General features: G+C 73.4%; 10 protein-coding genes. 7 read left to right on the plus strand and 3 right to left on the minus strand.

Annotation, left to right across the window (positions count from 1 at the left end):
• Nucleotides 1-183: 183 nt before the first annotated feature.
• A complete protein-coding gene (locus ACXJKG_RS01260) occupies nucleotides 184-1,350 on the plus strand; it encodes an AI-2E family transporter (protein ID WP_456843945.1) in 1,167 nt (388 codons plus the stop codon).
• Here ACXJKG_RS01260 and ACXJKG_RS01265 read toward each other — a convergent pair.
• Both ACXJKG_RS01265 and glnA read right to left on the minus strand, forming a co-directional pair.
• Nucleotides 1,341-4,391, minus strand: a complete 3,051-nt coding sequence (locus tag ACXJKG_RS01265; protein ID WP_456843946.1) for a bifunctional [glutamine synthetase] adenylyltransferase/[glutamine synthetase]-adenylyl-L-tyrosine phosphorylase — start codon at nucleotides 4,389-4,391, stop codon at nucleotides 1,341-1,343. The two genes, ACXJKG_RS01260 and ACXJKG_RS01265, sit on opposite strands and share 10 nt — an antisense overlap.
• Nucleotides 4,388-5,725, minus strand: a complete 1,338-nt coding sequence (glnA, locus tag ACXJKG_RS01270; protein ID WP_456843947.1) for a type I glutamate--ammonia ligase — start codon at nucleotides 5,723-5,725, stop codon at nucleotides 4,388-4,390. The genes ACXJKG_RS01265 and glnA overlap by 4 nt, the downstream gene beginning before the upstream one ends.
• Before the next feature lie 141 nt (nucleotides 5,726-5,866).
• Here glnA and ACXJKG_RS01275 point away from each other — a divergent pair, with 141 nt between their 5' ends.
• Genes ACXJKG_RS01275 through ACXJKG_RS01285 form a run of 3 tightly spaced genes read left to right on the plus strand, consistent with a single transcriptional unit; the run spans nucleotide 5,867 to nucleotide 9,356 of the window.
• A complete protein-coding gene (locus ACXJKG_RS01275) occupies nucleotides 5,867-7,552 on the plus strand; it encodes an NAD+ synthase (RefSeq protein ID WP_456843948.1) in 1,686 nt (561 codons plus the stop codon).
• 23 nt (nucleotides 7,553-7,575) lie between these two features.
• Nucleotides 7,576-8,388, plus strand: a complete 813-nt coding sequence (gene panB / locus ACXJKG_RS01280; protein ID WP_456843949.1) for a 3-methyl-2-oxobutanoate hydroxymethyltransferase — start codon at nucleotides 7,576-7,578, stop codon at nucleotides 8,386-8,388.
• Entirely contained in the window at nucleotides 8,385-9,356 is a 972-nt protein-coding gene (locus tag ACXJKG_RS01285) for an endonuclease/exonuclease/phosphatase family protein (RefSeq protein ID WP_456843950.1), read from the plus strand. Before panB ends, ACXJKG_RS01285 begins: the two co-directional genes overlap by 4 nt.
• Here the strand turns inward: ACXJKG_RS01285 and ACXJKG_RS01290 are convergent.
• Nucleotides 9,353-9,526 (minus strand): SPOR domain-containing protein, encoded by a 174-nt coding sequence (locus tag ACXJKG_RS01290; protein WP_456843951.1) that lies wholly within the window; start codon nucleotides 9,524-9,526, stop codon nucleotides 9,353-9,355. The two genes, ACXJKG_RS01285 and ACXJKG_RS01290, sit on opposite strands and share 4 nt — an antisense overlap.
• A gap of 70 nt (nucleotides 9,527-9,596) precedes the next feature.
• On the opposite strand from ACXJKG_RS01290, the gene map reads away from it, so the two are divergent.
• From map to ACXJKG_RS01305, 3 genes are read left to right on the plus strand one after another with little or no spacing between them, the layout of a single operon-like run.
• A complete protein-coding gene (gene map / locus ACXJKG_RS01295) occupies nucleotides 9,597-10,469 on the plus strand; it encodes a type I methionyl aminopeptidase (RefSeq protein WP_456843952.1) in 873 nt (290 codons plus the stop codon).
• On the plus strand, nucleotides 10,466-11,242 hold the full coding sequence (gene ppgK / locus ACXJKG_RS01300; RefSeq protein WP_456843953.1) for a polyphosphate--glucose phosphotransferase: 777 nt from the start codon (nucleotides 10,466-10,468) through the stop codon (nucleotides 11,240-11,242). Before map ends, ppgK begins: the two co-directional genes overlap by 4 nt.
• A gap of 4 nt (nucleotides 11,243-11,246) precedes the next feature.
• The gene (locus ACXJKG_RS01305; RefSeq protein WP_456843954.1) at nucleotides 11,247-12,020 is read left to right on the plus strand and encodes an MBL fold metallo-hydrolase; all 774 of its coding nucleotides are present in this window, start codon (nucleotides 11,247-11,249) and stop codon (nucleotides 12,018-12,020) included.
• Nucleotides 12,021-12,024: the final 4 nt, after the last annotated feature.

The following is a 12,024-nucleotide window of genomic DNA, read 5'->3' on the forward strand; positions in this document are numbered from 1 at the left end:
CACGACGACCACCCGAGCATGTCAGTTCCGCAGGTCAGAGCGCGACACCGACCGCCGGGCGAACTGTCCGAGTTGCGCGACCGACCGCGCCGGACCGCGAGGAGGCACCGCCCGGCCGGTACCGTGCGACTCGAGCCGAACGTCGCACGCGAGCCAGCTCGCCCACCCTTCCGGGGGACCCTGATGCCGAAACGAACCGTCGCCGGTCCCGTCGTCCTGGCCACCGGCGACCCGCGCAAGCCGCCTCAGTGGCTGCCGCGCGCCCTGCTCATGGCGGCCGTCGCGGTCTTCCTCGGCCTCTTCGCGTGGAAGGCGCTGGCCCAGCTGGGCAACGTCATCTTCATCATCGTCATCTCGTGGTTCCTGTCGCTCGCCATGGAACCGCTGATCCGCTGGCTGGTGGCGCGCGGGCTGCGGCGCACGCGGGCCACCGGCGTCGTCATGTCGGTCTCGCTGCTGGCCATCCTGGCGGTGATCGCGCTCTTCGGGGGCCTCTTCATCACGCAGCTCGTCGAGCTGGTGCAGTCCCTGCCCGAGTACTACGCGCAGTTCGCCGACTGGGTGACGACGACCTTCGCGGTCGACATGCCCGAGGCCGACGACCTGCTGATCAACCTCAGCGCGCACTGGCAGGAGCTCGCTCCGGGGCTCATCGGGCTCGGCTCGTCGATCGTCGGCGGCCTGTTCACCGCGAGCTCGGTGCTGCTGGTCGTCTACTACATGGCGAGCGCCGGACCTCGGCTGCGCGCGGCGATCTGCCGGATGCTGGCCCCGGCCCGGCAGCGCGAGGTGCTGCGGCTGTGGGAGGTCTCGCAGGAGAAGGTCGCGGACTTCATCAACTCGCGGATCGTGCTCGCCGCGCTGTCGACGGCGTTCACGTTCCTCTTCCTGAGCCTGCTCCACATCCCCTACGCGCTCCCGCTGGCCGCGTTCACCGGGGTGGTCTCGCAGTTCGTGCCGACGATCGGCACGTACATCGGCGGTGCGCTCCCGGTGGCTGTCGCCCTCGCGATCGACCCGGTCAAGGGGCTCCTGGTGCTCGCATTCATCATCGCGTACCAGCAGGTGGAGAACCTCGTGTTCTCCCCCAAGGTGTCGTCGCGGTCGCTCGAGATCAACCCGGCGGTGTCGTTCCTCGGGGTCATCGGGTTCGGCGCGGTGTTCGGACCCATCGGGGCGTTCCTCGCCCTCCCGGTGGTCGCGACGGTCCAGGCCGTCTCCTCGACCTACATCCGCCGGCACGACCTGATCGACGACGAGCTGCTCAAGGAGGACGAGGCCGCCCTGCGCCGCCAGCGCGGCTGGGTCGAGGTGCCCGAGGAGTCCCCCGGCGAGCCGGATCAGCCGTAGAAGACGCGCTCCACCACGGCGCGCGCGCGCCGGGCCGTGCGCAGGTAGTCCTGCTCGAGCTCGCCGCCGGAGCCCGCCGGGTACCCGACGACCCGCGCCAGCCCGGCCAGCGCCTGCCGGTCGTGCGGCAGCACGTCGGCGTGCGACCCACCGCGGCCGCTCCACAGCACGTTGGCGTCCCGCAGGCGGCTCGCCAGCAGCCACGCCTCGCTGAGCACCCGGGCGTCGTCGGCGTCGAGCAGGCCGGCGGCCGCCGCGGCGTCGAGCGCCTCCAGGGTCGCCGTCGTGCGCAGCGCGGGCACCACGTGGGCGTGCTGGAGCTGGAGCAGCTGCGCCGTCCACTCGACGTCCGAGATGCCTCCCCGACCCAGCTTGAGGTGCCGGGCCGGCTCCACCCCTCGTGGCAGCCGCTCGGACTCGACGCGCGCCTTGATCCGGCGCACCTCCCGCTCGGCGGCCGGGTCGACGCCGCCGGCCGGGTACCGCAACGGGTCGATCAGCCGGACGAAGCGCTCCCCGAGCTCGTCGTCGCCGGCGACCGGTCGGGCGCGCAGCAGCGCCTGGCTCTCCCACGTCGACGACCAGCGCTCGTAGTACTCGGCATAGGCGTCGAACGACCGGACCAGCGGCCCGTTGCGACCCTCGGGGCGCAGGTTGGCGTCGACCTCGAGCGTCGGCTCGGGTCCGACGGTGCCGAGCAGCGACCGCAGCGACATCGTGACCTGCAGCGCGAACTCCTGCGCCGCGACGGGGTCGGCACCCTCGACCGGGTCGTGCACGAACAGGACGTCGGCGTCGGACGAGTACCCCATCTCCCCGCCGCCCCAGCGGCCCATCGCCACCACCAGCAGCCGGGTGGGGCTCTCGGCCAGGCCGCGCTCCCGGCGCGCCTCCCACTCCGCCACCCGCAGCGCACCGACGAGCACCACGTCGGCGGCGGTGCTCAGGCTCCGCGACGCCCGCTGCCCCGTGACCACGCCGAGGACGTCGGCGGCGGCCGTGCGGGACAGCTCGCGGCGGCGCAGCCCGCGCAGCGCCGTGACGGCGGGCACGGGCTCGTCGGACCGGGTGAGGATCGCGTCGGCCTCGGCGGTCAGCCGCTCGAACGTGCGCGGCACCAGGTCCGCGTCGTCGGCGAGCCACGTGACCGACTCCGGCGAGCGGGCCAGCGCGTCGGCCACGTAGCGGGACGTCGAGAGCACGCGCGCCAGCCGGCGGGCCGCCGTCCCGGAGTCGCGCAGCAGCTTGAGGTACCAGTGGGTGGCGCCCAGCTCGTCCGACAGCCGACGGAACGCGAGCAGCCCGCCGTCGGGGTCGGCGCCGTCCGCGAACCAGCCGAGCATGACCGGCAGCAGCTGGCGCTGGATCGCCGCTCGGCGCGAGACGCCCTCGGTGAGGGCCGCGATGTGCCGCATGGCGCCGGCGGGGTCGGTGTAGCCGATGGCCGCGAGCCGGGCCTTGGCCGCCTCGGGCGCGAGGCTGGCCTCCTCCGTCGAGAGCTGGGCCGTCGCCGGGAGCAGCGGGCGGTAGAACAGCTCCTCGTGCAGCCCCCGGACCTCGCGGCGGGCGGCGCGCCACCGCTCGAGCAGCCCCGCGGCACCATCGGCCCGCATCCCGATCGACCGGGCGAGCCGGCGCAGGTCGGGCTCGGAGGTCGGCATGAGGTGCGTGCGCCGCAGCCGGTGCAGCTGGATGCGGTGCTCGAGCACCCGCAGAAGGCGGTAGCAGACGGCCAGCTGCGCGGCGTGCGACCGGCCGACGTACCCGCCGGCGGCCAGCGAGGCGAGCGCGGTCAGCGTGCTCGGGCTGCGGATCGACTCGTCGGCCCGGCCGTGCACCAGCTGGAGCAGCTGGACGGTGAACTCGACGTCCCGGAGCCCTCCGACGCCCAGCTTGAGCTGCCGGTCCGCCTCCGCGGCGGGCACGTGGCTCTCCACCCGTCGACGCATCGCCTGCGAGTCCTCGACGAAGTGCTCGCGCGTCACGGCGCTCCACACGAACGGCTGCGTCATCTCGACGTACTCGGCCCCGAGGGCCTGGTCGCCCGCGAGCGGGCGCGCCTTGAGCAGCGCCTGGAACTCCCAGGTCTTGGCCCAGCGCTCGTAGTACGCCTTGTGGCTGGCCATCGTGCGGACCAGGGGCCCGTCCTTGCCCTCGGGCCGCAGGGCGGCGTCGACCGGCCACAGCGCCGGCTCGGCCGACGGGGTCGAGCACGCCCGCGCCAGGCCGGCCGCCAGCCGAGAGCCTGCAGCGAGGGCCTCGGCCTCGTCGACGCCGTCGACCGGCTCGGCGACGTAGATGACGTCGACGTCGCTCACGTAGTTGAGCTCACGGCCGCCGCCCTTGCCCATGCCGATGACCGCCAGCCGGACCCCCCGACCGTGGTCGTCCAGGTCCGCCCGGGCCAGCGCGAGGGCCGCCTCGAGGGCCGCGCCGGCGAGGTCCGCCAGGGCTGCGGCGACGCCGGGCAGCCGGCTCAACGGCTCCGAGCTGGTCAGGTCGGTCGCGGCGATCCGCAGCAGGCGGGACCGGTAGGCCAGCCGCATCGCGTCCGTGCCGGCGGCGCCGACCATCGTCGCGACCGGCACGTCGGCCTGTGCGTCGGCACCGACGGCCGCCAGCAGCTCCGCACGCACCGCGGCGACCGGCACGCCCGTGCCCGCGGTGTCGTCGAGGATGACCCGGAGGTTCTCCGGGTGCGCCACGAGCGTGTCGCCGAGCGCCACCGACGCCCCGACCACCGCGAGCAGCCGCGCGCGCGGCGGGCCGTCCTCCTCGAGGATGCCGCGCAGGACGCCGAGCAGCTCGGGGCTGCCGACGACCGCACCCGCGAGCTTCGCCAGCGCCAGCAACGCCTGGTCGGGGTCCGCCACCTCGGCCAGCGGCGCGATCAGCAGCTCGGTCGGAGCCTCGACGACCCGCAGCAGCGCCGGGTCGGCCAGGAGCTTCTCGGCCCGTGCGGCGTCCGAGACCCCGACGCGGGTGAGCCGGCCGGCCAGCGACGTCCCGCGACCGGCCGTGCGGCCCTCCGGAACGCTCACAGGACCGGCAGGAACCGCCGCAGCTCGTACGGCGTCACCTGAGCGCGGTAGGCCTCCCACTCCTGGCGCTTGTTGCGCAGGAAGTAGTCGAACACGTGCTCGCCGAGCGTCTCCGCGACGAGCTCCGAGCGCTCCATGATCGAGATCGCGGCCTCGAGCGACGACGGCAGCGGCTCGATGCCCAGCGCACGACGCTCGGCGTCCGTGAGCTCCCACACGTCGTCCTCGGCACCCTCGGGCAGCTCGTAGCCCTCCTCGACGCCCTTGAGGCCGGCGGTGAGCAGCAGCGCGAACGCGAGGTACGGGTTGGTGGCAGAGTCGATCGCGCGGTACTCGATGCGGCTCGAGTTGCCCTTGCCGGGCTTGTACATGGGCACGCGCACGAGGGCCGACCGGTTGTTGTGGCCCCAGCAGACGTAGCTCGGCGCCTCGGCGCCGCCCCACAGCCGCTTGTACGAGTTCACGAACTGGTTGGTCACGGCCGTGATCTCGGGGGCGTGCTTCAGCAGGCCCGCGATGAACGAGCGCGCGGTCTTGGAGAGCTCCAGGTGGCCGCCCGCCTCGTGGAACGCGTTGCGGTCGCCCTGGAACAGCGACAGGTGCGTGTGCATGCCGGAGCCGGGCTGGTCGGCCAGCGGCTTGGGCATGAAGCTGGCGAAGACGCCCTGCTCGAGCGCGACCTCCTTGACCACGGTGCGGAACGTCATGATGTTGTCCGCGGTGGTCAGGGCGTCGGCGTAGCGCAGGTCGATCTCGTTCTGGCCCGGACCGGCCTCGTGGTGGGAGAACTCCACCGAGATGCCCATCGACTCGAGCATCGTGATCGCGGCGCGGCGGAAGTCGTGGGCGGTGCCGCGCGGCACGTGGTCGAAGTAGCCGCCCTGGTCGACCGGCACCAGCGGCTGGGTCGGGTCCGCGGGGGCGTCGAACAGGTAGAACTCGACCTCGGGGTGCGTGTAGAAGGTGAACCCCTGGTCCGCGGCCTTGGACAGCGCGCGCTTGAGCACGTTGCGCGAGTCCGCCAGCGACGGCTCCCCGTCGGGCGTCAGCAGGTCGCAGAACATGCGGGCCGTGCCGTGCCGCTCGCCCCGCCACGGCAGGACCTGGAACGTCGACGGGTCGGGCTTGGCGATCATGTCCGCCTCGTACACCCGCGTCAGGCCCTCGATCGCGCTGCCGTCGAAGCCGATCCCCTCGGAGAAGGCGGCCTCCAGCTCGGCCGGGGCGACCGCCACCGACTTCAGGATCCCGAGCACGTCGGTGAACCAGAGACGGATGAAGCGGATGTCCCGCTCCTCGACCGTGCGGAGCACGAACTCCTGCTGCCTGTCCATGCGGTACATCCTGCCTGATGAACGGCGTCGCCGAGCGTCACTGACCGAGGTGCGTCGGCGACGGCTTTGCGCACGCGCGCACCGGCCCGTTCCCGCAGGCGGGCGCGCTGCGACATCGGCGCGATGGTTAGGCTCGACCCCATGCCTCACCCCCGCATCGCGCTCGCGCAGATCGACACGCGCGTGGGCGACGTCGACGCGAACGCCCTGGCCGTCCTGGACTGGGCCCGCACCGCCGCGCACGCCGGCGCGGACCTGGTCGTGTTCCCCGAGATGACCCTGACGGGCTACCCGATCGAGGACCTCGCGCTGCGGGCGTCGTTCCGGCGGGGCGCCGAGGCAGCGCTGCAGAGGACGGCGGCTGCGCTGGCCGACGAGGGTCTCGGGGAGCTCGCCGTCCTGGTCGGCACCGTCGGGGAGCGGTCGGTCACCCCGGTGCACGAGCCCGGCGCACCCGAGGGGCCGCGGCGGCCCACCAACCAGGCGGTCCTCCTGCAGCACGGCCAGGTGCAGGTGCGGTACGACAAGCACCACCTGCCCAACTACGGCGTGTTCGACGAGTACCGGATCTTCGCGGCCGGCGACGACGTCTGCGTGATCGACGTCCAGGGCCGCCGGGTCGGGGTGGTGATCTGCGAGGACATCTGGCAGGACGGCGGCCCGGTCTCGCAGATGGACGAGAACGAGGTCTCGCTGCTCGTCGTGCTCAACGCCTCCCCGTACGAGGAGGGCAAGGGCTACCAGCGGGTCGAGCTGGCGGCCCGGCGGGCGCACGAGGTCGAGGCGCCCGTCGCCTACGTCAACCTGGTCGGGGCGCAGGACGACCTCGTCTTCGACGGCGGGTCGTTCGTCATCGCCCCCGACGGCACGGTCCTGACCCGCGCGCCGCAGTTCGAGGAGCACCTGCTGGTCTGGGACCTGGTGGCCGACGACGACGCCCCGGCCACCGGCCCGGTCGCGCAGCCGCTGGCGCCCGACGAGGAGGTGTACCGCGCGCTGGTCACCGGGCTGCGCGGGTACGTGACCAAGAACGGGTTCCGCTCGGTGGTCTTCGGGATGTCGGGCGGCATCGACTCCGCGCTGGTGGCGGCCATCGCCGCGGACGCCATCGGGGGCGAGAACGTGGTCGGCATCTCGATGCCGTCGGTCTACTCCTCGGAGCACAGCCTGGACGACGCCGCGGACCTGGCCAAGCGGATCGGCGCCGACTACCGCGTGCAGCCGATCAAGCCCATGGTCGACGCGTTCGAGGGCTCGATGGCACTCGACGGGCTGGCGGCCGAGAACCTGCAGGCGCGCATCCGGGGCGTCATCCTGATGGCGCTGTCCAACTCCGAGGGCCACCTGGTGCTGGCGCCGGGCAACAAGACCGAGCTGGCGGTGGGCTACTCGACGATCTACGGCGACGCCGTCGGCGGGTTCGCGCCCATCAAGGACATCGACAAGTCGCGGGTCTGGGCGCTCGCGCGGTGGCGGAACAACGCCGCGCTCGACGGCGTCTTCGGGCCCGACGAGCTGCCGCCCATCCCCGAGTCGTCGATCACCAAGCCGCCGTCCGCGGAGCTGAGGCCCGGTCAGGTCGACCAGGACTCGCTGCCACCGTACGACCTCCTCGACGAGGTGCTGGACGCCTACGTCGAGAACGCCGAGGGCCGGGCCGAGCTGCTGGCCCGGGGCTTCGACCCCGCGGTCGTCGACAAGGTCCTCGCGCTGGTCGACCGAGCCGAGTGGAAGCGGCGCCAGTACCCGCCGGGCACCAAGGTGACCGCACTCGCGTTCGGCCGCGACCGCCGCCTGCCCATCACCACCCGCTGGCGCGAGCCGTGAGCACCCCGACAGGAGCATCAGCAATGACCCAGAGCCCGAAGCGCGTCCGCGTGCACCACCTGCGCGAGGCCAAGGAGCGCGGCGAGCGGCTGACCATGCTCACGGCCTACGACGCCGTCACCGCGCGGATCTTCGACGAGGCCGGCATCGACATGCTGCTGGTGGGCGACTCGATCGGGAACACGATGCACGGTCACACGACGACCCTGCCGGTCACCGTGGACGACCTGATCCCCCCGGCCCGGGCCGTCGCCGGGGCTGCGAGGCGCGCGTTCGTCGTCGCCGACCTGCCGTTCGGCTCGTACGAGGCGGGACCGGCGCAGGCGCTGGAGACCGCGGTGCGGATGATGAAGGAGACGGGCGTCGCCGCCGTGAAGTTCGAGGGCGGCAAGCGGGTCACCCCGCAGATCAGGGCGCTGACCGACGCCGGCATCCCGGTCGTGGCCCACCTCGGCTACACCCCGCAGTCGGAGAACCTGCTGGGCGGGCCCCGGGTCCAGGGTCGCGGTGACCTCGCGGCGGAGCTGCTCTGCGAGGACGCCGTCGCGATCGCCGAGGCCGGAGCCGTCGCCGTCGTGCTCGAGATGGTGCCCGCCCCCGTGGCCGCGCGCGTCACCGAGATCCTGCACATCCCCACCATCGGCATCGGCGCGGGCTCGCAGTGTGACGGGCAGGTGCTCGTCTGGGTCGACATGGCGGGCATGACCGACTGGTCGCCCCGGTTCGCCAAGCGGTTCGGCGAGGTGGGCGCAGCGCTCAAGGCCGCGGCGTCGGCCTACGCCGACGAGGTGCGCGGCGGCACGTTCCCGGACGCGGACCACCAGTTCGACGCGTGACCGCAGCCGCGCGAGTCCTCGTGTGGGTCGTCGCGGCCGCCGTCCTCGTCGTGCTCGTCGCGCTCGCCGTACCGGTCGCGTCCGGGGTCTACCTCGTCGCGCAGGTGGTCTCGTTCCGCGCGCTGCTCGCCCTCGGCGCCGCCGGAGCGGCCGCCGTCCTGCTGGTCGTCCCCGCGACCCGGCGCCCGCTCCTGCCGCTCGCGGTCGCGTTCGCGGTCGGGGCGGTCGCGCAGGCCGCGGTGCTCGTCGAGCGGTCCGTGCCGCAGCAGGTCGCCGCGGTCTCGCCGGACGACCAGCTGGTGGTCCTGTCGTTCAACACCCTCGACACCGTGGACGCGTCCGTGCTCGCCCCGCTGGTGCTGGACCACGACGCCGACGTCGTCGTCCTGCCCGAGACGTCGGACTACACGGCCCGGATGACCGCCAAGCGGCTCGCCGCGGCCGGCCACCCGATGCAGCTGCTCACCGCCGAGGGGCACACGTCGTTCGTCGCCGGGACCGCCCTGCTCGTGTCCGCCCGGGTGGGCACGTACCCGACCGCGGTCCCCCTGCCGACGAGGCTCGGGACCCTGCGGGCGGACCCGACGGACCCGGCGACCTCGCCCGTGCTCGTCGCGGCCCACCCGATCTCCCCGGTGGGCCGACGCGCGATGCCCGAGTGGCGGGCCGAGACCCGGCTGGTCGCCGACACGTGCGGCGCGACGCCCGGGGTGATCGTGGCGGGCGACCTCAACTCGACGCTCGACCACCCCGGTCTGCGGGACCTCGGCCCGTGCGTCGACGCGGCCCGGGCCGTCGGGGCCGCGGCGCTGGGCACCTGGCCGGCCAGCGCACCCCGGTTCCTCGCCGCACCCATCGACCACGTCCTCGTGGACGGCCGGGCCTGGCGTGTGGTCGGCTTCCAGGTGCTCCCGCGCACGGGCGGCAGCGACCACCGCCCGATCCTGGCGACGCTGGCCCGCCGCTAGGACTTGTCCTCGTCCTCGGCGTCCCAGTCCTGGTTGCGCTTGCGTGCCTTCTCCAGCGCGTGCGTCGCCTCGTCGCGTGTCGCGTACGGACCCATCAGCTTGGTCCAGTCGCTCTGGCGCCCCTCCTCGACCTCGTGGGTCTCGGTGTTGAACCAGTAGTCGCCTGCCATCGCGCGCTCCCTTCGTCGAGGCACCGGCCCTGACCGGCCACGATGCCCTCCAGTCCGTAGACTGCCAGGTATGTCGACCGTGCACGCGCCACGAGGCGCCCTCGTCCCGGGCACGCAGAGCCCCCGCCGGTCGGTCCCGTCCTCCATCGCCCGGCCCGAGTACGTCGGCCGGCCCGGCCCCGCGCACTGGTCGGGCAGCAACGTCCTCGAGCCCGAGATGATCGAGCGGATCCGGGTCGCCGCGCGCATCGCCGCCCAGGCCCTCGAACTCGTCGGCAGCCACGTCGCGCCGGGCGTCACCACGGACGAGCTCGACGCCATCGGCCACGAGTTCCTGGTCGACCAGGGCGCCTACCCGTCGACGCTCGGCTACCGCGGGTTCCCCAAGTCCCTGTGCACCTCGATCAACGAGGTCATCTGCCACGGCATCCCCGACTCGACCGTGGTCGAGGACGGCGACATCGTGAACATCGACGTCACGGCCTACATCGGCGGCGTGCACGGCGACAACAACGCGACCTTCCTGGCCGGCGACGTCGACGAGGAGTCGCGGCTGCTGGTCGAGCGCACGCGCGAGTCGCTGAACCGGGCGATCAAGGCGGTCGTCCCGGGCCGGGAGATCAACGTGGTCGGCCGGGTCATCGAGAAGTACGCGGCGCGGTTCGGGTACGGCGTGGTCCGTGACTACACGGGGCACGGCGTCGGGCCCGCGTTCCACACAGGGCTCGTCGTCCCGCACTACGACGCCGCGCCGGCCTACGACACCCTGATAGAGCCGGGCATGGTGTTCACCATCGAGCCCATGCTCAACCTGGGGACCCCGGACTGGGTCATGTGGGACGACGACTGGACGGTCCTGACGGCCGACGGACGGCGCAGCGCGCAGTTCGAGCACACCCTGCTGGTCACCGACACCGGAGCGGAGATCCTGACCCTGCCATGAGCGACCACAAGCACTCCAAGTCCCCCCAGACCGCGTTCGGCATCGACATCGGCGGGAGCGGCATCAAGGGCGCCCCCGTGTCGCTCCAGGACGGCGAGTTCGCCGCCGACCGGCTGCGCATCCCGACCCCGCAGCCCTCCACGCCCGACGCCGTGGCGGAGACGGTCGCGAAGGTCGTGGACTCGTTCCACCTGGACAAGGACGTGCCGATCGGCGTCACGTTCCCGGCGGTGATCCTGCACGGAGTCGCGCAGTCCGCCGCCAACGTCGACAAGTCCTGGATCGGCACCGACGTCGAGAAGGCCGTGCAGGACACGACAGGACGCCGGGTGCTCGCCGTCAACGACGCCGACGCCGCCGGGTACGCCGAGGTGCTCTACGGTGCGGCCAAGGACGTCGACGGCGTCGTCCTCGTGGTGACGCTGGGCACCGGCATCGGCTCCGCGCTGATCGTCGACGGGCACCTGGTGCCCAACACCGAGCTCGGCCACCTCGAGATCGACGGGTACGACGCCGAGTCGCGGGCCGCCGAGAGCGTGCGCGACCGGGACGGACTCGACTGGGCGCAGTGGGCCGAGCGCCTGCAGCGGTACTTCACGGTGGTGGAGAACCTCTTCTGGCCCGACCTCATCGTGGTGGGCGGTGGCGTGAGCAAGCACCACTCGGACTTCCTGCCGCTGCTCGACCTACGCACGACGATCGTGCCGGCGCAGCTGCGCAACGCGGCCGGCATCGTCGGAGCGGCCGCCCTCGCCGCCGAGGCCCGCGGCTGACATCGTGCGCGACCTGGTGGAGGTCGCGCCGGGCGTACACGTCGCGACGAGTCAGGTGTACGCGACGACCTCGACGGTCGTCGTCGGCGCCGACGGGACCTGCCTGGTGGTCGACCCGGCTGTCACGGCCAGCGAGGTCGACGCGCTCGCGGACGCGATCCGGACGCACGGCTGGACCCCCGTCGCGGTGTGGTCGACCCACGCGCACTGGGACCACGTGCTCGACGGTCGGGGGCTGACCGGGCTCCCCCGCTGGTCGGCCGGCGCGTCGGGCACCGATGCGGAGACCCTGGCCGCCGAGCGGGATGCCGACCCCGAGCTCGCCCGGACCGGGGAGGCCCCCGCGCCGATCGCTGCGCTGGTGACGCCGTACCCGCAGCGCGCCGCCGGGGTGCTCGACTGGGCCGGACCGCCGGTGCACGTGCTGCAGCACTCCGCGCACGCGAACCCGCACACGGCGCTGCACCTGCCCGACGCCGGGGTGCTCGTCGCGGGCGACATGCTCTCCGACGTCGAGATCCCGTTGCTCGACCTGTCCGCCGACGACCCCGTCGGCGACTACCTCGCCGCGCTGGACCTGCTCGCGTCCGTCGAAGCGACGGTCGTCGTCCCGGGGCACGGCCGCGCCGGGAGCGCGGACGAGCTCCACCGCCGGCTCGTCGCCGACCGCGCCTACCTGGCCGCGCTGGTGTCCGGCGACGACCGCGCCGACGGCCGCCTCGCTCTGCCCTGGACGGTGGCCGCCCATGCCGCCCACGTCGCGGCCGTGGGACCCTGAGCGA

Source organism: Cellulomonas sp. P5_C6, from assembly GCF_054049635.1.

What these genes read in the sequence shown, in the direction of transcription:
- ACXJKG_RS01260 (WP_456843945.1), top strand. Translation starts at nt 184, where the DNA reads ATGCCGAAACGAACCGTCGCCGGTCCCGTCGTCCTGGCCACCGGCGAC.
- glnA (WP_456843947.1), bottom strand. Translation starts at nt 5,725, where the DNA reads ATGGACAGGCAGCAGGAGTTCGTGCTCCGCACGGTCGAGGAGCGGGAC.
- ACXJKG_RS01275 (WP_456843948.1), top strand. Translation starts at nt 5,867, where the DNA reads ATGCCTCACCCCCGCATCGCGCTCGCGCAGATCGACACGCGCGTGGGC.
- panB (WP_456843949.1), top strand. Translation starts at nt 7,576, where the DNA reads ATGACCCAGAGCCCGAAGCGCGTCCGCGTGCACCACCTGCGCGAGGCC.
- ACXJKG_RS01290 (WP_456843951.1), bottom strand. Translation starts at nt 9,526, where the DNA reads ATGGCAGGCGACTACTGGTTCAACACCGAGACCCACGAGGTCGAGGAG.
- map (WP_456843952.1), top strand. Translation starts at nt 9,597, where the DNA reads ATGTCGACCGTGCACGCGCCACGAGGCGCCCTCGTCCCGGGCACGCAG.
- ppgK (WP_456843953.1), top strand. Translation starts at nt 10,466, where the DNA reads ATGAGCGACCACAAGCACTCCAAGTCCCCCCAGACCGCGTTCGGCATC.